The following is a 22050-nucleotide window of genomic DNA, read 5'->3' on the forward strand; positions in this document are numbered from 1 at the left end:
GACTCTGATGCTGCGATCGATGACGCCAGCTATCGCTCTATATGGCGGCTCGATCGCGCGCAATCGAGAGACCGGCGTCTCAAGACGCAAACGCAGCTTGGTGCAAAAAGCAAACCGGCGGCACCTCGCGGGCGTCGCCGGTCTCTTATGTGCTCGATTCCGGCAGGCAATTCAGGTGTTGCTCCCGGTCCCCGCGGTCGGGAAGCGGCGCGCGAATTCCTCCTCATCGCCGGCGGCAAGCAGTTTCGCCTGCTCGATCCAGCGCTCACGCTCGATGCGGCCGTCGAAGTTCAACGTCTCCTCGATCCGCTTGACGTCGGCGGCCGTCCAGGCGGCGATTTGCGCGTAGGTCGTCACTCCTAGCCCGTGGAGCAGTCGCTCGTTGGCCGGGCCGATGCCGATCAGGCGACGCAGATTGCTGGCTTTGCCCACCGCCGCCTTTGTTGTCGCGGCTTTCTGTGCCGCTGGCGCAGCGCTCTTTGGTGCAGCACTGGTTTTCGATGCGGGAGGTTTTGGCGCACTTGCCTGCGACGGACTCGCTTTCGATGCACTGGCCTTCGGCGCGGCTGCCGCCTTCCCGGCCGCCGGTTTCTTGGACGTGGTCTTTGCTGGCCCGGACCTAGCCGGCCCGGTCTTGGCCGGCGTCGCCTTGGCGGGCGTCGTGTTGGCCGGCGCGGATGTCGCCATCAATGCCGGCGGTGCCGGGATTGCTGCCTTTGTCGCACCGGCCTTGGTGCCTTGCGCCTCGCCCAACTGGCGCTCCAGGTCGGCGCGGGCGCCGCGGCATACTTCCAGCTCACGGGTCAGGCGGTCGGCGTCGGCGCGCAGCCTGTCGCGCTCGCTGCGGGTGCGGCCCATGTCACCGCGCAGGCTGTCGAGATCGCCACGCGGGCGTCCCCAGATGAACCAGCCAGCCAACACACCTACCAGGAACGCCAGGAGCATGTAGAAAAAAGTGCCCATTGTCTCTCTCCAGTCCGATCCATCTGCCGTGGCCTGGGACCTTGGCACAAGGACCATTCAATGGTGGCTCCGCTGCTCGTGGAACAGCCGGCTTAAATCGCGCTGTCGGCGACCGGCTTTCCTGCCATGGCCAACGGCGCTGTCGCAATCGTCGAAGCGCCGTGACCGGCCGAAGATTTGGCCGCGCCCGACTGAGCTTGAGGCGGGACGCTATCATACACCTTCCGGAAAGCTAACGGAAAAATTCCATGGAGTTATTTAAGAACAGATATTTAGGGAAAGAATAGAATGGCCTTCAATATGCATTGCGGCTAATCTGTTCTGTCGAACCTGGATGTTCAGCGCTGTGCGTCAATTGTCCAAAGCTTCGAGCTCGTCGATCAGCTCGCCGATCACGCCAAGGCCGATCTGCCAGAAAGCAGGATCGGTGGCATCAAGACCGAAGGGAGCCAGGAGCTCGGAATGATGCTTGGTGCCGCCGGCGCGCAGCATGGCAAAATATTTGTCCTGAAAGCCACGCTCTGCATTCTGATAGACCGCATAGAGCGAATTCACCAGGCAGTCGCCGAACGCATAGGCGTAGACGTAGAAAGGCGAATGGATGAAGTGTGGAATATAGCTCCAGAAGACCTCGTAACCCTCGCGCAGCTTGATCGCCGGCCCGAGGCTTTCCGCCTGCACCTCCAGCCAGAACTGGCCGAGTCTGTCCGATGTCAACTCGCCGTTTTTGCGCTCGGCATGCACCTTGCGCTCGAACTCGTAGAAAGCGATCTGGCGCACGACCGTGTTGATCATGTCCTCGACCTTCTGGGCAAGCATGGCCTTGCGCTCGCGCTTGTCGGTGGTCTGGTCCAGCAGCGAGCGGAACGTCAGCATCTCGCCGAAGACGGACGCCGTCTCGGCCAGTGTCAGCGGCGTCGAGGCCATCAGCGCGCCCTGGCTTGCGGCGAGCACCTGATGCACGCCGTGGCCAAGCTCATGCGCCAGCGTCATCACGTCGCGCGGCTTGCCCATGTAGTTGAGCAGGACATAGGGATGCGCCGACGGCACGGTCGGATGCGCGAAGGCGCCCGGCGACTTGCCAGGCCTTACCGGCGCGTCGATCCAGTTGCGGTCGAAGAAAACCCGGGCAATCTCCGCCATATCAGGTGAAAAGCGCTGATAGGCGGAAAGCACCGTGTTCTTGGCCTCGTCCCAGCCGATGATCGCTTGCGGGGTTTCCGGCAACGGCGCGTTGCGGTCCCAGTGGTTCATCACTTCCATGCCGAGCCAGCGCGCCTTCATCGCGTAGTAGCGGTGTGACAGGCGCGGGTAAGCGTCACGAACGGCTGAGGCCAGGGCATCCACCACGCTGCGCTCGACGCGGTTGGCGAGATGACGCGAATCGGCAATGTCGGCGAAGCCGCGCCAGCGGTCGGAAATCTCCTTGTCCTTGGCCAGCGTGTTGGTGATCAGCGTGAACGTGCGCAGATTCTTGCGGAAGGTTGCGGCCAGCGCTTCAGAAGCCCGGCGGCGCACCTCGCCATCGGCGTGCTGGAGGCGGTTCAGCGCCGGCTCCAGGGTCAGCTCTTCGCCATCGATGTCGAAGCGCAGATCGGTCATCGTCTCGTCGAACAAGCGGTTCCAGGCGCCGCGTCCGGTAATCGACTTCTCGTGGAGAAGCTGCTCGACCCGGTCTTCGAGCTGGTAGGGTTTGTCCATGCGCAGATCAAGCACCCACGGCCGGTAGTGAGCGAAGGCAGGATCGGCAGCAAGCGCGGTTTCGATCGCGGCATCGTCGACAAGATTCAGTTCGAGCGCGAAAAACAGAAGATGCGCGCTGGCGTCGGTCATCTTCTCCTGAATGTCGCCATAGAGCTTGGCGCGCTGCGGATCCGCGGTGTTGCCGGCATAGATCAGTCCGGCATAGGAGACGATCCGGCCAATCAGTTCCTCCAGCGCCTCATAGGCGGCAAGCGCCTCGCCCAGCCTGCCGCTGTCGGCACGCTCCGCCTCGGCGGCGAGCGTGCCTTTCCAGCGGCTCTCGAAGCTGATGGCATCGGCGATCGCCTTTGAAATGTCGCGTTTCAGCTCGGGGGCGCCCATGCCCGAATAGAGATCGACGAGATCCCATTCCGGCAGATCACCGAGCTCCGCCGCGCCCTGACCGGACGCCGCCGCCGCAAGCTGCCGACCAAAAACCATGCTCATTGCCGACACTTTCCAGTTTGTCAAAGGGCCAAAGAATCAATGGGATGAGAAAGCCGGTCAAATCCTAAGCAATTCGTTCACCGGGTTTTTTGAAATCTTATTTAGAACCCTGTGCCAGGATGATCCATAGGGTTCCCCATTGGGTGGGCACAGTGGGGTGGGCATATTGGGCGAGCATCGTTGAACCAGTCATGACAGGTTCCATACTCATAGTCGATGACGATCCCGTGCAGCGCAGGCTGCTCGAGGCGGCGGTGACGAAATTCGGCCACAGCGCGATCATCACGGATGGCGGCGAGGCCGGTCTCGATGCGCTCGACGGGCCCAAGGCGCGCGACGTGTCGGTGGTCATCCTCGACCTCGTCATGCCGGGCCTCGACGGCATCGGCGTGCTGAAGGCGATGCGTGAGCGCGGCATCCAGGTTCCGGTCATCGTGCAAACCGCCCAGGGTGGCATCGAAACCGTCGTTTCGGCCATGCGTCACGGTGCTTTCGATTTCGTCGTCAAGCCGGCATCTCCCGACAGGCTGCAGGCATCGATCGGCAACGCGCTCAAAGTCGAGGCGGTCGAGGGGGAAGTGAAGCGCACGTCGCGGCGGCGCGGCGGCCATCTGACCTTCAAGGACATGATCACGCACAGCCCGGCGATGGACCGGGTGATCCGTCTCGGCCAGAAGGCGGCCGCGTCCAACATCCCGATCCTTATCGAAGGCGAATCCGGGGTAGGCAAGGAGCTGGTGGCGCGCGCCATCCAGGGCAGCGGCGATCGCCGCTCCAAACCGTTCGTTACCGTCAATTGCGGCGCCATCCCCGACAATCTGGTCGAATCGATCCTGTTCGGCCACGAGAAGGGCTCGTTCACCGGCGCCACCGAAAAACACACCGGCAAGTTCGTCGAGGCGCATTCGGGCACGCTCTTCCTCGACGAGATCGGCGACCTGCCGCTCGACGTGCAGGTCAAGCTGCTGCGCGCCGTGCAGGACGGTGAGGTCGATCCGGTCGGCGGGCGTTCGACCGTCAGGGTCGACATCAGGCTGATCTCGGCGACACACCGCAATCTTCTGCAGCAGGTCAAGGACGGCAAGTTCCGCGAGGATCTGTTCTACCGCCTGAACGTCTATCCGATCTTCGTGCCGCCGCTGCGCGACCGTCGCGACGACATTCCATATTTGGTCGAGCATTTTCTGGACAAGGTTGCGCCCACCGGTCCACGTCATCGCCTGCACGGCATTTCGGCTGCGGCGCTCGCCATGCTGCAGGCCTACGACTGGCCGGGAAACATCCGCCAGCTGGAAAACGCCGTCTTCCGGGCCTCGGTGCTTTGCGAAGGCGATCTGCTGACGGAAGAGGAGTTTCCGCAGATCCGGGCGCAGGTCGAGGGCACCGTCAACCTCGATGCGCATGGCGCGTTGCCCGCGTTGCCTTTGGTCACCGAGCCGCTTGGCGAGGATAACGGCATCGCTGTAGCCGAGCTCGATCCGCCAGCCAGGCCGCAGCCTCGCTTCGGCACGCTGCGGGCGCTGGACGAACGCGGCAATGTGCGGGCGCTGGCCGAAGTCGAACTCGAAATGATCAAGCTCGCCATCGACCATTATAGCGGCCAGATGAGCGAAGTTGCCCGCCGCCTCGGCATCGGCCGCTCGACGCTCTACAGGAAGCTCAAGGAATATGGCATCGATCCGGATACGGGCCGTATCGACCGCCTTGCTTCTTGACAAGGCAACTCTGGCTGACAAAGGCAGCCCGGACCAGCTTGCCAGCCCGGCATCAGGACAATCGACAGTCGTCGAATCGGGCGTGACGCGGTCGGGCGACGCGCTTGCCGGCAGTGTTCACGCATTGAGGCGTCTGGTAACAGATCGTGTTCAGGCAAAGCCCAAAACATGATCTAAACCAGCAGTTTACCAAGAAACCCCGTGCAATATTTTTGACGGGATATCGCCACGGTGTTACCGCATTTCGGCTTCAATAAGCGATGATTAACCATTAGGATCGATATTCGGATGTGAACACCACCGCATCCGTTGGTCAAATCCGGGGACAAACGGCAGCCTGCAAGGCCTTTTGATTTGAACAAAGTCGAACGACACACAAACGGGCGGCACTATCACATGAGCGCCTGGCCGAGATGGCTGGCAGCGGTGATTCTCGCCTTTGGCTTCCTTACAGCGGCTGCGACCGGCGCCAGCGCCCAGACACGTTCGCTGAAACTCTACAACCTGCACACCAAAGAGAAGGCGGAGATCGTCTTCAAGCGCGGCGGCCGCTACGATCAGGCGGGTCTGAAAAAGATCAACGTCATCCTGCGCGACTGGCGCCGCAACGAGCCGACCAAGATGGATCCGCGCCTGCTCGACCTGGTCTGGGAGGCTTACCGGCAGAGCGGCGCCCGCGACTACATCCAGGTCGTGTGCGGTTATCGCTCGTCGTCGACGAACTCGATGCTGCGCAGCCGCAGCAGGGGCGTTGCCAAGAAAAGCCAGCATACGCTCGGCAAGGCCATGGACTTCTACATTCCCGGCGTGCCGCTGAAGAAACTGCGCGACATCGGTCTGCGGATGCAGGGCGGTGGCGTCGGTTATTATCCGAGGTCCGGCTCGCCCTTTGTCCACATGGATGTCGGCAATGTGCGGCACTGGCCTGGCATCAGCCGCCAGGAACTGGCGCGCGTGTTCCCCAACGGCAAGACGCTGCATGTGCCGAGCGACGGCAAGCCGCTGCCCGGCTATTCACAGGCGCTCGCCTCGTACAAGGCGCGCAAGGGCGCCGGCGCTCCCGCCATCGAAATGGCCAGCGCAGGTGGAGGTGCCAAAAGATCCGGCGGTCTGCTGGCGGCTTTATTCGGCGGCGGTGAAGACGAGGCCGATGACAGCGCCGATGTGGTGGCCGCGCCAACGCCGAAGTCAACAAATGTGAAGCCGGCGAGCGTGAAGCTGGCGAACGCCAAGCCGGCGCCGGCCGCCAGGAACAGCAAGCTTCCGGGCATTGCCATCGTATCGCCTGAGGATGCGAAGCGCGCCGAGATTCCGCAAATCGCCGATGCGCCTGCTCCGGAACCGGAGGAGGACACGCCGGAAACGATCATCGCGGCGCTGCCGGCGCGTAGCGTGCCGCTGCCCGATTTCGCCCCGCGTCCGAAGGCCGATGTCGCTCAGCCGCCCGAAAACGTTCCGTTCGGCGTGGCGGATGCCACCGCCACCGCCGAACAGGCGGTGACGACCGCGCAAGCGCCGGCGAACGCTCCCTTCGGCATGGCCGAACCGTCCGTTGTCGCCGATGTGGCGCAGGTTGCCGCCAACAACATTCCGTTGCCGAGCTGGCGCCCCAATCACTCGTTGCCGGCCGACCTTGCAGCGGCCGACCTTGCGCCGCAGGACAAGGCTGTGCTTCTGGCGCTGGCGGATACCGCCGGGCACGGCAAGACCGCTACCGATGTGTTCTCGGTGCTGCCGTCGGCTCGGCCCGATCTGGCCCAGCCCGAATTGGCCCAGCCTGACCAGGTCCAGTCTGCCGCAGTCCAGTCTGACGCGGTCAAAGCCGTCCTTGAACGGGTCAGCGCAACCGACGAATACCAGGTCGCTTCGCTCTCCCAGCCAAGCGCGGTCCTCGGTGAGCTGGCGAAGGGCAATGCCGCATCGCCGCGTGAGGCTGTCTTTGCCCGCCCGGCTGGCTCCGATCCGGCCGTGGCGATCGGCACGGGTGTGAAGACCACCCGCAAGGCAGCCAGGGCAACCGCCCGTGACCTGAAGCCTGGTCCCAAGTCCGTGGTAGTCGCCGCCGAGCCGACGGCGGCGCGCTGGGCGTTGAACAGCGGCGAGAATGTCGCCACCGTCTCCAGCGCGACGACGGCGCAGCGCTACGCCTACAATATCGTGCACACGCCCCCAACCGAAGTCTATACCGTGGGCTTCCAGGCGGACGATCAGTTGGCCGACGCCAACCGGTTCACCGGCAATGCCGTCAAGTTCCTGTCGGTCGCCCGCTTCAGGACCGAGTAGCGGATCGACCAACCAATAAAAAAGCCGCGCCGGTAACCCGCGCGGCTTTTTTATGGATGTCGTTATCGCAAAACCGCTGCACGCCCTCGGGTCAGGCCCGAGGGCATGCTTTTGCGCGGCATGCATTGGTCTGCTTGGGGTGAGAGTTGTCTCTATCGCCCGAGCTTGCTCGCGGCGCGCGCCAGGGCTTCGATTTCGTCCCATTTGCCGGCCTTGACCAAATCGTCCGGCGCCACCCAGGAGCCGCCGACGCAGATGACGTTGGGCAGGCTCAGATAGTCGCTGGCGTTCTTGTCGGTGATGCCGCCGGTCGGGCAGAATTGGACATCGGCGAGCGGCGAGGCGAATGCCTTGAGCGAGGCAATGCCGCCCGACTGTTCTGCCGGGAAGAATTTCAGGAAGCGCAGGCCTGCCTCGCGGGCGGCCATGATCTCACCGGGCGTGATGGCGCCGGGCAGCAACGGAACGTCGCTGTCCTTCGCCGCCGCCAGAAGCTCGCGGGTGATGCCGGGGCTGACGATGAACTTCGATCCGGCTGCCGCCGCCTCGTCGAACTGGCGGGCCTCCAGAATGGTGCCGGCGCCGACGATGGCGTCCTCGATCTCGCTTGCCACGAGCCGGATCGCCTCCAGCGCATCAGCGGTCCGCAGCGTGATCTCGATCGCCGGCAGGCCGCCGCGCGCCAGCGCGCGCGCCAGCGGCACGGCATCAGCGAGATTGGCGATCTTCAGCACCGGGATAACCGGTTGGCCGTTGAGGAGCGACAGGAGCTTTTCGGTCTTGCTGGGCATTTGTCTCTCTCCGGTATTGATCCGTTCAATCGGTTAGCAGAAGGCCGGTTTTCTGTCCACGAAGCGAAGCGTGTCGCGATGTCACGCGCTGCCGGCAAGTCCGTCAGACCGGCCGTCAAGGCCGCCAAGGAGAGGCTGCTCCGCGCGCCGGCCTTGAATTGGCTTTCATGAGCGTTTAGTGGCTTCGGCGATGACACTGCCCAATCAAGCCCTGCGCGTTGCCGCGCTCTACAGGTTTGCCCGGCTCGACGACTTCGAGGCGTTGCGCGCGCCGCTCGCCGCCTTTTGCTGCGGACGCGGTATCAAGGGCACGCTGCTGCTGGCGCATGAGGGCATCAACGGCACGGTCGCCGGCAGCGAAGCTGACATTGCCGCGCTCATCGATCATCTCGAATCCATCGAAGGTCTCGCCGGTCTCGAGGTCAAGTACAGCAGCGCCGCGCAGATGCCGTTTCACCGCATGAAGGTGCGGCTGAAGCGCGAGATCGTCACCATGGGTGTTGGGGATCTCGATCCGGCGGCAAGCGCCGGCACCTACGTCGCACCGGCCGACTGGAACGCGCTGATCTCGGATGTGGAAACGATCGTCATCGACACGCGCAACGCCTACGAGGTATCGATCGGCACGTTCAAGGGAGCGGTCGATCCCGCGACAACGAGCTTTCGCGAATTCCCGGCCTGGGTCGAGCAGCATCGGGCCGAACTCGTCGGCCGGAGGGTGGCCATGTTCTGCACCGGCGGCATACGCTGCGAGAAGGCAACGGCCTATGTGAAGTCGCTCGGCTTCGAGGATGTGTTCCATCTCAAGGGCGGTATCCTGAAATATCTCGAAGAGGTGCCCGCCGAGCAAAGCCTCTGGCAGGGCGAGTGCTTCGTCTTCGACGAACGCGTCTCGGTGTCGCACGGCTTGGTCGAGGGTGAGGCCGAACTTTGCCGCGCCTGCCGGCATCCGCTGACCGGGCAGGACCTGCTGTCGTCGAAATACGCCGCCGGCATCTCATGCCCGCATTGCTACGATGCCCGTTCCCGCGAGGATCGCGCCCGCTACGCCGAGCGTCAACGCCAGGTCGAGCTGGCGCAAGTGCAAGGCAGGGCTCCGCACATTGGACGTTAAAGCGACGTGCGTCGGCTTGGACGCACAAAGTGCGCTCTAACACTTTGAATCCATAAATCGTGCTTTTCGAAAATCGATTCCGATCTTCGGTCCAACGCGTTGAACAAGGCGGATCCTGAGATCATCTCGTTTGTGCCATCACCGGCAAAGCGCCCATCCGTCATTGTAATGTCCATATGCGGGGCCTACCTGTTCAACGTCCGAAAACCTGCCCGGCGCTTTCGGCCGGCCAATTCTGGAGGCATTGATGTTCGATCCCAAGAAGCTCCTCGACGATCTGCTCGGCTCGCAAATTCCCGGAACCGGATCGACCGTGCGCGACAGAGGGGGCCAGGCGGTGCAAATGGCCAAGGACAATCCGCTGGCCGCTGGCGCGCTGGCCGCGGTGCTGCTCGGAACCGGCGCTGGCCGTCAGGTCGCCGGCACGGCGGTGAAGCTCGGCGGCCTGGCCGTCGTCGGCGGCCTCGCCTACAAGGCCTACCAGAACTACAAGAACGGCAAGGCGCCGGCTGAAACGCAAGTTGCCGGTGAACCGGAATTGCTGCCGCCGCCCGCCGACACCAGCTTTCATCCCTCGCAAGCGCCGCAAGGCGAGGACGAATTCACGCTGACGCTGGTGCGCGCGATGATTTCGGCGGCGAAGGCCGACGGCCATATCGATGACGACGAACGGCAAAAGATCGCCGGCAAGCTCAGTCTCGCGGGCATCGACTCCGACGCGGAGAAATTCCTGTTGTCGGAACTGGAAAGACCGCTCGACCTGGATACGTTGGTCGCCGGCGCCCAAACCGACGCCCAGAAGCTCGAGCTCTACACCGCCTCGCGCCTCGCCATCGATCCGAATACACGTGCCGAACGCGGCTATCTCGATCTGCTCGCCGGCCGCCTCAGCTTGCCCGATGCACTGCTCGACCATGTCGAGGCGACGGTGTCGGCGGCAAAAGTGCCGGCGCCAGAGGTGCCGGGATCGGGCAAGGCAACCGCCAATTCGCGCTGGTAGACTTCAGGGCCGCGGAGAGCGGGAATGCGGCGTCCTTTCGCGTTAATGTCTCGTTTACCCAGGAAGCGCATGATTTTAAGCAGTCGGATCGGCTTTCCTCCTCCCAGCCGGTTCAGATCAGGGCGGCCGCCAATGGCCGCCCTTTTTGTCGCAGCCGGTTAGCGCATGAGCCGAAATCGGAATCGATTTTTGGAAGCGATCATGCGCAAATTCAAAATCGCTCAAAGTCATGGTGCTATAGCGTCCTTGCGGGCATGCGGCGCTATAGGAGGACAGTTATGACAGAATACAAAACAGCCATCGTCACTGGCGCCGGCACGGGCATCGGCAAAGCCGTCGCCACGGCGCTGCTCAGGGCCGGCTGGAATACGGTGTTCTGCGGACGCCGCAAGCCGGTGCTGAACAAGGCAATCGCTGATGCCGGATCGACACAAGCCAAGGCGCTGGCGGTCGCCTGCGACATCAGCAAGGCCGACCAGGTCGACGATCTGTTCGAGACGGTGGCGGCGGCTTTCGGTCGTGTCGACCTGCTCTTCAACAATGCCGGCACGAGCTACAAGTCGACATTGATCGACGAGATCCCCGTCGAGGTGTGGAACGAAATTGTCGGGGTCAATCTCACCGGCTCGTTCCTGTGCGCCCGCGCCGCCTTCGGCGCCATGCGCAGGCAGCAGCCGATGGGCGGCCGCATCATCAACAACGGCTCGGTGTCTGCCTACGCACCGCGTCCGGGTTCAGTGCCCTACACCGCGACCAAGCACGCCATTACCGGGCTGACCAAGACGCTGGCGCTGGACGGCCGGCCTTATGACATCGCCTGCGGCCAGATCGACATCGGCAACGCCTTGACCGACATGGCGCAGGCTATGACGGTCGGAGTACCGCAAGCCAATGGCTCCATCGCCGCCGAAGCGGTGATGGATGTCCAGCAGGTCGCCAATGCCGTCCTCCATATGGCCAGCCTGCCGCTCGACGCCAACGTGCTGTTCATGACCGTGATGGCGACGAAGATGCCGTATGTCGGGCGAGGGTGAGCGGCCGGTTCGCGTAAGCGAATTCATCGTGCCACTGGCACGATGAAAGGCTGGCGAACGCCGGGGGGACCCGGCCGGACGGCGTTCAATTTTGGCTAATGCATGTCGCGCAAAAGTGCGCAGCGGTTTTGCGATAACGACATGCATAAAACAAGAACTAAAGCGCGTCGCATCCTTCAAACGCGATGCGCTTTAGGACTGCGTCACCGAAAGCGGCACGCCCGGAAGATATAGCGAAATAGGGCGGATTTCGTAGACGGCCGTCGGATTGACACGGCGAAAGTCGCGCGCAATCGCGATCGCGGCGTCGCGCGTGGCGCAGTCGACGACGTATAGTCCCAACAATTGCTCCTTGGTCTCGGCGAAGGGTCCGTCAATGACCATTCCGGCGCCCGGCCCGCGCAAGGTGCACGCGTCTTGGGTCGCCCCGAGCCGCGCCGCCGGGCCGAGGCTGCCATCCCGGTAAAGCCGTTCGTGGATATTGAGCAGGTCGGCCATCAGCGCCGCGTCCTCCTCCGGCGTCAGCGCCGTGATCACTTCTTCCACGTGATAGGCAAGGATGGCATAGAACATCTGACATCTCCTTTCGTCGGTCGCGTACCCGCCCTCACTTGCCCAGAAACGCCTTGATCCGTTCCAGCGCGCGCAGGATGTTCTCTTCGGAATTGGCGTAGGACAGCCTGATATAGCCTTCACCGAGAACGCCGAAATCAGGTCCGCCGATCAGCGCCACGCCGGCATCCTCAAGCAAAGCCGAGGCGAGTTTCTTGGCCTTCCAACCAGTTTTTGAGACATTAGGGAAGGCATAGAAAGCACCTTTCGGCGTGATGCAGGAAACGCCTGGTAAGGCGTTCAAGCCTTCGACCACGACGTTCCTGCGGCGGTCGAAGGCGCGCATCATCTTGTCGACGTCGTCCTGCGGACCGTCGATGGCCGCGATGCCGGCATACTGGCTCGGCGCATTGACGCAGGACCAGCAATTGACCGCCAGCTTGCGCACCTTGTCGTAGAGGTGGGCGCCCTTGTCGCCGTTCGGCCAGATCGACCAGCCCATGCGCCAGCCGGTCATCGCCCAGGTCTTCGACCAGCCGTTGAGCACGATCAGTCGGTCGCGGATTTCGGGGAAATTGAGCAGCGAGAAGTGCGTCTCGCCGTCATAGGTCATCACGTCGTAGATCTCGTCGGAGAGGATGGCGACGTCCGGGTGCGCTTCCAGCCCCTTGACCAGCTTCTCGATCTCGGCGCGCGGGGTGACCCCGCCGGTCGGGTTGGCCGGCGAGTTGAGGATGAGCAGCCTGGTCTTCGGCGTGATCAGCGCCAGCGTCTCCTGCGCCGAGAAGGCAAAGCCGTTCTCCTCGCGCATCGGCACCGGTATCGGAGCAGCACCGGTGAACTCGATCATCGAGCGATAGATGGGAAAGCCGGGATCGGGATAGAGGATCTCGGCGCCCGGTTCGCCGAACATCAGGATAGCGGCGAACATGGTCGGCTTGCCGCCGGGCAGGATCATCACCGCCTCGGGCGACACCTCGACGCCGGTTGTGGTCAGCGTGCGGCGCACCACCGCTTCGCGTGTCGCCAGCAGGCCGTTGGCCGGCGTATAGCCGTGGTGGCCGTCACGCAGCGCCTTGATTGCGGCTTCGACGATGTGCTGCGGCGTCTTGAAGTCGGGCTGGCCGATGCCGAGATTGACGATATCGCGGCCCTGATGGGCGAGCGCGGTGGCACGAGCCAGCACCGCAAAGGCGTTTTCCTCGCCGAGACGATCGAAGGCCGAAATCGTGTGGAGCATTTTTCCCGTCCCTGTGGTTCTTTCACCGAGCGAGCGTTTTTGTGAGCGTCCTTTCGCAAAAGTCAAACGGATTGGAGCTTTGGGTGTCGGAAAATCTCAAGAATTGGCAACCGCGCCCGTGGCCGGAACGCAAGGTGCTGGAGGGGCGCACTGTCAGGCTTGAGCCGCTGAGCTCCGAAAAGCATGGCGACGGCCTTTTCGAGGCGTCGTCGGTGCCTGATGTCGACGGCCGCTTCGCTTGGCTGCCCGATTATCCGCCGCAGACCCGCGCCGCCTTCCAGCCGTGGCTGGACAAGGCCGAAGCCAGCGAGGACCCGCTGTTCTTCACCGTCATCGACAAGGCCAGCGGCAAGGTCGCCGGACGCCAGACGCTGATGCGCATCGACCCTGCCTATGGCGTTATCGAGATCGGCAACATCTATTGGGGTCCGCTGATCTCGCGCAAGCCGGCGGCGACGGAAGCGCAATTCCTGTTCATGAAATACATCTTCGAGCTTGGCTATCGCCGCTACGAATGGAAATGCAACAACCGCAACGAGCCGTCGAAGCGCGCGGCGGAGCGTTTCGGCTTCAAGTTCGAGGGCATTTTCCGGCAGCATCTTGTGGTCAAGGGCGAAAACCGCGATACCGCGTGGTACTCGATCATCGACAAGGAGTGGCCGGCACTGCGTAGAGCCTATGAGGCATGGCTCGATCCGGGCAATTTCGACGGCGACGGCCGGCAGAAGCGACGGCTCGAGGATTTCCGCGCCGAGTTCGGCGCCTGACCATGACCCAGGACCACGATCCCGAAAAGTGAAGGCGAGTTTTCGGGCAAGATCGTGGTCAAACCAGAAGGACCATGATCCCGAAAAGTGGAAGCCGGTTTTCGGGCAAAGATCATGGTCAAACAAGAACACAGAGCCTCCGTCCGGATTCTGCCGGGATGGATCAGTTCTGACAGGAGTTCGCAGGTGGCGCATACCCACGACCATGGTTCGCAAGGGCATGACCGCAGCCACGGCGCCGGTCATGTGCACGGCTCGACCGACAAGAAACGCGTGCTGATCGCCGCCTGCCTGACCGCCGGCTTCATGGTCGTGGAAGCGCTTGGCGGTCTCTTGACGGGATCGCTGGCGCTGCTGGCAGATGCCGGCCACATGCTCGCCGACTGTATCGCGCTCGGGCTTGCCTGGTATGCTTTTCATCTGGCCGGCCGGCCGGCCACGGTTCGCCTCACCTACGGTTTCGGCCGGGTCAAGACGCTGGTCGCCTATACCAACGGCATCGCCATCTTCGCCATTGCGCTCTGGATCATCTATGAGGCCTGGGAACGCCTGCTGACGCCTGCGCCCGTGCTCGGCGGGCCGATGCTGGTCGTTGCGATCGCCGGCCTGCTGGTCAATATCGGCTGCTTCTTCGTGCTGCATGGCGGCGACCGCGACAGCCTGAACATGCGCGGCGCCATCCTGCACGTGCTCGGCGATCTGCTTGGCTCGGCGGCGGCGATCATGGCTGCGCTGATCATCCTGGCGACCGGCTGGACGCCTATCGATCCGATCCTGTCGGTCCTTGTCTCGCTGCTGATCCTGTCCACAGCCTGGTCGCTAATGCGTGAAGCGGCCCATGTCCTGCTCGAAGGCGTGCCGGCGAGCCTCGATCGCGACCTGATTGCCAGGGACATAGAAGGGACGGTGAACGGCGTGCGCGAGGTGCATCACATGCATGTCTGGTCGCTTGACGGGTCAAGCAACATGGCGACCTTGCATGCTTGCCTCAACGATGGCGTCGATGCCCACAAAGCGGTCAGCGCCATCAAGAAGCGGCTTGCCGCGCATGGCATTGCCCACGCCACGGTAGAACCGGAATTCGGCCATTGCGCCGATGATAAGCACGATGGCGAGCACGACCATGCGCATGATGCGGCTCCGCATCATCGCCACCATCACTGATCCCAGGAGTTCCATGGCATTGGTAACGAAGTTGATGAATCCCCGCCGTGTCAGGGCCGCGTGATGGATCGCGACACGCGCAATGCGGCGATCGGCGCACTGTGGGTGCTGCTGCTGTTCGGCATCGCCGCCTACTATTTGCCAACCGTGATGCTGGCGGTCGGCCGCGTGTCGACCATTCTTGCCGCTATTATTGCCGCTGTCTTCATGGTGGCCATTTTCGTCGTGTTTTGGCTGCGTGGCCGCAGCCAGCGCAAAAAGGATCATTGATATGCGTGTTTTGATTACCGGCGCGGCAGGCATGGTCGGCCGCAAGCTCATCGCCCGGCTGGCGAAGGATGGAACGCTCAGCGGCCGGAAGGTCGCCGCGCTCGACCTTCACGACATCGTGCCGCCGCAGGCGCCGACACTGGATGGCGTCGACGTCGCCATCCATACAGGCGATCTCGCCGCGGCGAGCGCGATGGAACGGCTGGTCGCGTCGCGCCCAGACGTGATCTTTCATCTCGCCGGCGTCGTGTCGGGCGAGGCGGAGGCCAATTTCGATCTCGGCTATCGCGTCAATCTCGACGGCACAAGGGCGCTGTTCGATGCCATAAGACTGGCGGGGTTTGCGCCGCGCGTCGTCTTCACGTCGTCGATCGCCGTGTTCGGCGCACCGTTTCCGGACATTATATCAGACGAATTCCACCCGACGCCGTTAACCTCCTACGGCACGCAGAAGCTGATGGGCGAAGCATTGCTCGCCGATTATACGCGGCGCGGCTTCTTCGATGGCATCGGCATCAGGCTGCCGACCATCTGCGTCAGGCCGGGCAAGCCCAACAAGGCGGCTTCAGGCTTTTTCTCCGGCATCATCCGCGAGCCGTTGAACGGCCAGGAAGCAATATTGCCGGTGCCGCGCTCTGTCGTACACACCCACGCCAGCCCGCGCTCGGCGGTGAATTTTCTGATCCACGCAGCAGCGATCGACGGCGACGCCGTCGGGCCGCGCCGCAATCTGACGATGCCCGGCGTCGCCGTCACGGTCGGCGAGCAGATCGAGGCCCTGGAACGCATGGCCGGCGCCAAGGCGGTGAACCTAATCCGCGAGGAGCCCGACGATACGATCTGGGCGATCGTCAAGGGCTGGCCGACACGGTTCGAGGCGCGGCGGTCGAGGGAGCTTGGCTTTGCCGCCGAAACCAGCTTCGACGACATCATCCGCGCGCATATCGAGGACGAGTTGGACGGGAAGATCGCGGGTTAGGTGTCGATATTCGGGCCAGCGGTAACACACAACGTGCCGATCTCGGCGCTGCCCTCACCTGCCCGCCGGCATCCTCTCCCCGTAAACGGCATATGCGCTAAGATAGCTTCGGCATGGACTGAAATTTGCGCTTTCGTGGTGGTTCACGCCATCGATGTCGCAAGGCATGGAGATTTTGGCGCAGGGTTGCCAAGGGAGGTTGAGCAAAGATCGCTGCGATCAGAGAGGCGACGATCTGGCGGGTAGCGCGCCACAGCAGCGGGCGTCCGTCGCTCAAGGGGGAGAGACACCCAACTCCTGCGAGAGGGGTTCGGTCACAAGCGCGATGAGGAAGTGGGCAAGAATCCAAGGCTTTGCGATCCTTGGGTCTTTGGCGGGAGGCGCGCGCAGTCCGATCAGGCTCTTCAGACGCTTGAAGGCGAGCTCGATGCGCCAGCGCATGCGATAGAGCTTGAGAACTGTGCCGGAGGGAAACTCCTCCTGGTCAAGCGAGGTCACAAGGATAACAAAGCCGGCAGCAATCAGCGTCTCCGGTTGAACCTGCTTGCCCTTGGCCTTGGCTTCCTTGTTGATTTTGCGCCGCGCTTCTTGTGTCGCGGCCTCGGATTTGCGCAAGGCGATCAGGCGCATCTTCAGGGGCTCGCCCTTCTTCTTGAGGCCCAGCCAGACAGGCGTTTCGATGACCTCCTCGCGGCAGCTCTTCAGGTGGCCGATGAGATCGAATGGCTTACCGCTGGCATCGAGCCATCGCACATTCTTCCACGCCGCACGCACGACAACGTCGCCGCCTTGCGCCATGACCTTTGCGATCCGCTCGGCCTGCAGATAGGCGCGGTCGCCGATGCGGATCTCGCCCGCCACCACCGGCACGCGGTCGATCAGCTCGGCCTCGCTCTGGTCGGTGATCTCGAGGAAATCGAACTGCTCGCGCTCAAGATCGAAGGCGCAGTGCATACGCCAAAGGCCATTGTTCTTCTTCTCATGCACACCGGCCTTGGCAACCGATGTCGCATCGAGGATGCGGATCAGCCGGCCCTTGGCCAAGCCTACCTCCTCGCGCTTCAAAAGATACCCAATCAACTGCTGCAGCCACGGCCCTGCGTTGCGCAGCCGGCTCCACGTCCGAGATGTCGGCGATCCCGCTCGCCGCCGCCCAGGCCACGACGCCCCGCATGCCCACCTTGCCAAGGCAGTAAGCCAGAGTCAGGCGCAACAGATCAGTAGCCGATCTGACGCCCGGCGGCCGCAGGAACGCCTTCGTCTCGCGAGCACTCCCCGCGATCAACTCTTCACCACCGAGAAGCTCAATCGTCTCGGCCCAGCCGTCATCTACAAGCGATTCGTGAGTCATCGCAGCGTAGAATCACAACCGATTCCCCGCTGCAACTCCTATCTTAGCGCATATGCCGTAAACGGGGCGAGGGGGCTGCCTCAACCTTGGCAATCCCCCTCTCCCCGTTTTTTACGGGGAGAGGGTAAGGGTGAGGGGCAGCGCCGACGCCCGGTAAGGGTGAAGGGACTGCTTCATCCGCCAGTCAGGCTCGCCGACAACAACAGCAACCCGAACAAAAAGACGAAGGCGGCGCCGCCGATCTCGACGATTGAATGGATGCGGTTGCCCATGCGGCCGTCGCCAGCGAAATACACCGCCCAGTTCTTGGCCGTCACCGCCAGCGTCGCCAGGATCGAGACGGTGATCGCGGTGCCGAGTGCCATCGCCAGCACCGACAGGATGCCGCCGAACCACAGCCCGTTGAGCATGGCAAAGCTCAGCACGATCAGCGCGCCCGAGCACGGCCGGATACCGACCGCGGCCACCGCAGACCAGGCAGTGCGCCAGTCGAAGCGGTCGCCGGAAAGCAGCGCCGGGTCGGGCGCGTGTGAATGTCCGCACGTCTCGCAGACATCGCCCGCCGCATGGTGATGGTGCCCGCCATGGTCATGGCGACGGTCGTGTGCGCCATGGTCATGGCTATCATGGTTATCGTGGCCGTCATGGCCATGTGCGTGAAGCGCATGCACCGAATGCGCATGTGCAGGATGGCCTGTTTGCGAATGGCCGGCATGGGCCGCCGAAAGGCTATAGGCAGGGTTCGCACCGAACAGGCGAAGGATGGCAGGGCCGGCCTTGCGCCACAAAAGCCAGGCGCCGAACAGGGTGACAAAGACAAAACTCGTGACTTCGAGGAACCATGCCGCGTCGGTCATCGATATGGTGGTGCCGCGCAGGACGAAGTAGGCGAGCATCATCACCAGGATCGCCGTCACCGCCTGCAACAGGGCCGAGACGAAGGACAGCATGATGCCGCGCCTGAGCGCGACTTCGTTCGCGACCATGTAGGACGAGATCACCGCCTTACCGTGACCGGGGCCGGCGGCATGGAAAATACCGTAGGCGAAGGACAGGCCGATAAGCAGCCACAGCTTGCTGCCGTCCTCACGCATCGCCTTCATCGCACCGGCAAGCGCGCGGTAGAATTCCTGCTGACGCAGATTGATCCACATCAGGATTTGGGCGAACGGGCCGGTGGTGGGAGCCATCCCGTCATTGGTGCCGATGCCGAGCGAGCTCTGGGCGTGGGCTGAGCCGAGGACGTGCGTCATGACAAGGGCGGCGGCTAAAAGGCCGAAAGCCAAACGCAGGGACGGTTTCGTCACCGGATTATCCTTTTGGCTGACAGTTCAGTTCAAGCTTGGTCGCAAATATCTTGCTCATATCGGTGCCTGTCGGATCATTGAAGAAGGCGTCCGTCAGGTTCTTCTGGTTCGCGGCGATCGCCTCGTCGGGGTTCGGACGAACGACCTTGCTCGTGCATGTCGACGGCAAGTCGGCGACCTGCATATTGGCATCCTCGGTGAAATCGATCGCCGTGTAGAAGGTCGGGTCATAGACGCCGATATCGATCTTGCCGGCCAGCCTGGTTGGCGCCTTGGGTTCGGATTCGAACAGGATAATGAGCTGGTCGTTGTCGAAATTCGCCATCAGCTGCGGCGGCGGGCTCATCGCCTCATCCTTGCCGTCGACGGTGACGAGCTGGAAGTAATTGAACTCCGCCAGCGAAGCGTGGACGGTGTCGGCGACTTCCTTCAGCTCCTTGTCGTCAAGCTTCAGGTCGGAATTCTTGTCGAACTCCATCATCACCGTGCTCGAAAACAAATCGTCGAAGCGCCAGACATGACGCAAGGCCTTCACGCTTTGGTGATCCGGGCTGAGGATCACTTCGAGGCGAGCCTCGGCGAAGACGTGGGGATGCACGTCGGCTGGCCCGACCGTGGCAAAAGTCGCCGCCATGGCCGAAGCCATCATGATTGCTTGCCGCTTCAGGTTCATTCTGGGTGGGTGATTCCATCGACTTCGGTGACTGTCGAGAGTTACCAGAAAGCGGGCGAAAATGGGACCCCGGGCGGCCAAAAGCTCATGCATTGTCAATCGTCTTGAACCACTGCACCAGGAAATCGACAAAGACGCGAACTTTCGCAGGCAAATAGCGCCGGTGCGGATAGACGGCGAAAATGCCGCCACCCGGCAGGATGCGGTCATCCAGCGCGGTCACCAGCCGGCCACTTTCGATGTCGGGCGCTGCGATGAAATCCGGCAGGACTGAAAATCCCAATCCCGCCACGGCGGCGGCTCTTGCCGCCATCGGACTGTTGACCTCGATCGGACCGGAGACCGAAACAGTCACCGTGTCGCCGCTGTCGCCCTTGAACGGCCAGTTGGTCAGCCAGCGGCCATTGGTGTCGATGATGCAGGGCATGCGGCCAAGGTCCTGCGGCCGCGTCGGCATGCCGTGCCTGGCGATCAGCTCGGGAGATGCGCACAGCCGCACCGAGAACGGCGCCAGGCGCCTGGCGATCAGCGAGGAGCTTTCCAGCCGCGAAATGCGCACGGCGAGATCGAAGCCTTCCTCGACCAGATCGACGAAGCGGTCATCGAGATGAATGTCGAGCACGATGTCGGGATGCTGCTTGGCGAAGTCGATCAGCGATAGGCCGATCGGCGCGTCGGCAAAGGTGCGCGGCGCCGACAGCTTGATCCTGCCGCGCACGTCGCCAGAGGATTCGCGCACCGCATCGGCCAGGCTGTCGACCTCGCGGACGATTTCCGAGGCGCGGCGGTAATAGGTGTGGCCGGCCTCGGTCAGCGAGAACTGCCTGGTGGTGCGGTTGAGCAGCAGCGCGCCGAGCTCGTCCTCCAACTCGCGCACATATTTCGACAGCAGCGCCTTGGAGCGGCCGATCTTGCGCGCCGCTGCCGAAAATCCTTCGGCCTCGACAACGTCGATGAAGGCGCGCATGCGGGTCAGCGTATCCATGTCATGCGCTCCTCTGGTGGGCTGAAAGGATGCGCGCGGCAAGCGCCATCAGCTGCCGGTCGCTGTTTTTCGGTCCGAGCAGCGAGAGGCCGAACGGGGCGCCGTCAACCAGGCCCAGCGGCAGGGTGATCTGCGGAAAGCCGGACAGACCGGAAAGACACAACAGTCTCAGCGCGCGTTCGCGATAGGTCTGCAAATCGGCGAATGAGGCGGCCTTGAGCGGGGCGGCACCTGGAGCGGTCGGCAGCACAAGAACGCCGTCCTCGCCAAGCAGGTCGGCAAGCTCAAGACGAAACGAAACGCGACGTTCCGTTTCGAATTGCGCGGTTGCCCCGTCGATGGCTGCGCCATGCTCGAAGCGCTCCTTAACGCCGGGGCCGAGCATCCGATCGCCGCCGGCGATCCAGGCACCATGATTTTGCCACGCCTCGTACCCCTGCAGTTTGCGGAAGCACCAATAGAGATCGTCGGTGGAATGCGACAGCGGGGCAACGGTGCGCGAAGCGCCCAGCACCGATGCGACAGTGCGGACCATGGCGCGATACTCGTCGGCTTCCTGCGGGCCGAGCACGAGCCCGTCCAGCGCATCCAGCGCGAGGGGGCGCTGCAATTCTTGGTTGTGCAGATCGTCGGCGAGCAGCACCGCGCCGACCTTGTCATAGGTGACCATGTCTCTGGCGAACCAGCCGAACGTATCAAGTGAAGGGGCCAGCGGCATGGCGCCTTCGAGCGAGATGCGGCCATGCGTGGTCCTCAGGCCGATCAGCCCACAAAAGCTTGCCGGGGCGCGAATCGAGCCGCCGGTATCGGATCCGGCGGCGATGTCGGCCAGCCCGCCGGCGACCGCGGCGGCGGAACCGGAGGACGAGCCGCCGGTGACGCGATCAGGTGCTGCCGGATTGACCGGCGACGGGAAATGCGCGTTCAGCCCCATCAGCGAGAAGGCCAGTTCGTCGGTCTGCGTCTTGCCGACGAAGCGCGCGCCCGAATCAAGCAGCGCCTGGACGGCCGGCGCTGTCGCCGAGGCGGGTGAAGCCTCCTGGTATTTCTGCGGATTGCCGCAGCCGGTGCGGTAGCCGGCGACGTCGTAAATATCCTTGACGGCCAGCCGCAGGCCGGCAAGCGGGCCGGATTGCGCATTGGATACAGGGATACCGTCGAGGTCGAGAAAAGCGTTCAGAGGGCCGCGAGTGCCTGTCATGCGTTCGATATCCGGATACAGTTGTTGCAACATTGTTCGAGGCCAGGAATTTTACAACCTGGCGTACGATTTTTATTGATTGTGAAATCCATCGACCTTATATCGCGCTTGCCCAAAGTCGCACGTGCCTGTGGGTGTCCGCCGATCCTCAAAATGGTGAGGGATATCGGTAAGGTAACTGGAGCTAACCCCTCCAGTCGGTTTAGCGGCCAACCGCCAGACCGAGGACACCTTGAAGCAACGACGGTGCGGGCCTTTCTGGTGTTCTGCCGGTCGTCCAAAGACCGGGGTTACTGAAGAGGCACACCTTCATTGCCGGCAGTGCGGAACGGGTTCTCCCAATCCAAGCCAAGGCAGACAAAGCGAATCGAGGCCGGGCAAGGCCAAGGTTCACCGCCGCGAGACGGCGCTTCATGGTTCCGGGGTCTCCACCGGCTGGTTCCACGGATTGACGTCCCGCCTTTGTCCACC

The 22050-nt window shown here is 63.0% G+C and carries 19 protein-coding genes; 9 read left to right on the top strand and 10 right to left on the bottom strand.

The window, feature by feature from the left end; translation table 11 throughout:
* Positions 1 to 171 precede the first annotated feature (171 nt).
* Both AC0L3O_RS18595 and AC0L3O_RS18600 read right to left on the bottom strand, forming a co-directional pair.
* The gene (locus AC0L3O_RS18595) at positions 172 to 963 is read right to left on the bottom strand and encodes a proton-conducting membrane transporter (RefSeq protein ID WP_473535907.1); all 792 of its coding nucleotides are present in this window, start codon (positions 961 to 963) and stop codon (positions 172 to 174) included.
* Positions 964 to 1314: 351 nt separating this feature from the next.
* Positions 1315 to 3153, bottom strand: a complete 1839-nt coding sequence (locus tag AC0L3O_RS18600) for a M3 family oligoendopeptidase (protein ID WP_473616265.1) — start codon at positions 3151 to 3153, stop codon at positions 1315 to 1317.
* A 191-nt stretch (positions 3154 to 3344) separates the two neighbouring features.
* On the opposite strand from AC0L3O_RS18600, the gene AC0L3O_RS18605 reads away from it, so the two are divergent.
* Positions 3345 to 4868 carry a sigma-54-dependent transcriptional regulator gene (locus tag AC0L3O_RS18605; protein WP_287253738.1) on the top strand — a complete coding sequence of 508 codons (1524 nt, stop codon included), beginning with the start codon at positions 3345 to 3347 and terminating at the stop codon, positions 4866 to 4868.
* 396 nt (positions 4869 to 5264) lie between these two features.
* Positions 5265 to 7151 (top strand): peptidoglycan L,D-endopeptidase MepK, encoded by a 1887-nt coding sequence (mepK, locus tag AC0L3O_RS18610; RefSeq protein WP_473616267.1) that lies wholly within the window; start codon positions 5265 to 5267, stop codon positions 7149 to 7151.
* Positions 7152 to 7303: 152 nt separating this feature from the next.
* Here mepK and AC0L3O_RS18615 read toward each other — a convergent pair whose 3' ends face one another.
* Positions 7304 to 7942, bottom strand: a complete 639-nt coding sequence (locus tag AC0L3O_RS18615) for a 2-dehydro-3-deoxy-phosphogluconate aldolase (RefSeq protein WP_287240497.1) — start codon at positions 7940 to 7942, stop codon at positions 7304 to 7306.
* Positions 7943 to 8132: 190 nt separating this feature from the next.
* On the opposite strand from AC0L3O_RS18615, the gene trhO reads away from it, so the two are divergent.
* From trhO to AC0L3O_RS18630, 3 genes are all read left to right on the top strand, one after another.
* Positions 8133 to 9056 (top strand): oxygen-dependent tRNA uridine(34) hydroxylase TrhO, encoded by a 924-nt coding sequence (gene trhO / locus AC0L3O_RS18620; RefSeq protein WP_287240496.1) that lies wholly within the window; start codon positions 8133 to 8135, stop codon positions 9054 to 9056.
* Positions 9057 to 9303: 247 nt separating this feature from the next.
* The gene (locus tag AC0L3O_RS18625; RefSeq protein WP_473616268.1) at positions 9304 to 10056 is read left to right on the top strand and encodes a tellurite resistance TerB family protein; all 753 of its coding nucleotides are present in this window, start codon (positions 9304 to 9306) and stop codon (positions 10054 to 10056) included.
* A gap of 278 nt (positions 10057 to 10334) precedes the next feature.
* On the top strand, positions 10335 to 11090 hold the full coding sequence (locus tag AC0L3O_RS18630) for an SDR family oxidoreductase (RefSeq protein WP_473535908.1): 756 nt from the start codon (positions 10335 to 10337) through the stop codon (positions 11088 to 11090).
* Positions 11091 to 11282: 192 nt separating this feature from the next.
* Here AC0L3O_RS18630 and AC0L3O_RS18635 read toward each other — a convergent pair whose 3' ends face one another.
* Both AC0L3O_RS18635 and AC0L3O_RS18640 read right to left on the bottom strand, forming a co-directional pair.
* A complete protein-coding gene (locus tag AC0L3O_RS18635; protein WP_023798044.1) occupies positions 11283 to 11663 on the bottom strand; it encodes a YciI family protein in 381 nt (126 codons plus the stop codon).
* 34 nt (positions 11664 to 11697) lie between these two features.
* Positions 11698 to 12882: a pyridoxal phosphate-dependent aminotransferase gene (locus AC0L3O_RS18640; RefSeq protein ID WP_287074593.1), complete on the bottom strand. Its 1185-nt coding sequence runs from the start codon at positions 12880 to 12882 to the stop codon at positions 11698 to 11700.
* An 83-nt stretch (positions 12883 to 12965) separates the two neighbouring features.
* Here AC0L3O_RS18640 and AC0L3O_RS18645 point away from each other — a divergent pair, with 83 nt between their 5' ends.
* The 4 genes from AC0L3O_RS18645 (at position 12966) to denD (ending at position 16062) form a co-directional block, all read left to right on the top strand.
* Positions 12966 to 13649, top strand: a complete 684-nt coding sequence (locus tag AC0L3O_RS18645) for a GNAT family N-acetyltransferase (protein ID WP_473535909.1) — start codon at positions 12966 to 12968, stop codon at positions 13647 to 13649.
* Between the two features lie 186 nt (positions 13650 to 13835).
* Entirely contained in the window at positions 13836 to 14813 is a 978-nt protein-coding gene (locus tag AC0L3O_RS18650; protein ID WP_473535910.1) for a cation diffusion facilitator family transporter, read from the top strand.
* Positions 14814 to 14876: 63 nt separating this feature from the next.
* Complete coding sequence (locus AC0L3O_RS18655) at positions 14877 to 15083, top strand: hypothetical protein (protein ID WP_027153224.1); 207 nt, start codon at positions 14877 to 14879, stop codon at positions 15081 to 15083.
* 1 nt (position 15084) lies between these two features.
* Positions 15085 to 16062, top strand: a complete 978-nt coding sequence (gene denD, locus AC0L3O_RS18660; protein ID WP_473535911.1) for a D-erythronate dehydrogenase — start codon at positions 15085 to 15087, stop codon at positions 16060 to 16062.
* Positions 16063 to 16335: 273 nt separating this feature from the next.
* On the opposite strand, the gene AC0L3O_RS18665 is transcribed toward denD, so the two are convergent.
* The 5 genes from AC0L3O_RS18665 to AC0L3O_RS18685 all read right to left on the bottom strand — a co-directional run bounded on the left by AC0L3O_RS18665 (position 16336) and on the right by AC0L3O_RS18685 (position 21579).
* The gene (locus AC0L3O_RS18665) at positions 16336 to 17106 is read right to left on the bottom strand and encodes a transposase (protein WP_287286474.1); all 771 of its coding nucleotides are present in this window, start codon (positions 17104 to 17106) and stop codon (positions 16336 to 16338) included.
* 480 nt (positions 17107 to 17586) lie between these two features.
* Positions 17587 to 18666: a nickel/cobalt transporter gene (locus AC0L3O_RS18670; protein ID WP_473535956.1), complete on the bottom strand. Its 1080-nt coding sequence runs from the start codon at positions 18664 to 18666 to the stop codon at positions 17587 to 17589.
* A gap of 58 nt (positions 18667 to 18724) precedes the next feature.
* Positions 18725 to 19393, bottom strand: a complete 669-nt coding sequence (locus AC0L3O_RS18675) for a DUF1007 family protein (protein ID WP_023798037.1) — start codon at positions 19391 to 19393, stop codon at positions 18725 to 18727.
* An 85-nt stretch (positions 19394 to 19478) separates the two neighbouring features.
* A complete protein-coding gene (locus tag AC0L3O_RS18680) occupies positions 19479 to 20378 on the bottom strand; it encodes a LysR family transcriptional regulator (protein WP_128168892.1) in 900 nt (299 codons plus the stop codon).
* Position 20379: 1 nt separating this feature from the next.
* Positions 20380 to 21579: an amidase gene (locus AC0L3O_RS18685; protein WP_473616269.1), complete on the bottom strand. Its 1200-nt coding sequence runs from the start codon at positions 21577 to 21579 to the stop codon at positions 20380 to 20382.
* Positions 21580 to 22050 lie beyond the last annotated feature (471 nt).

The sequence above is a fragment of the Mesorhizobium sp. WSM4810 genome (assembly GCF_055811235.1).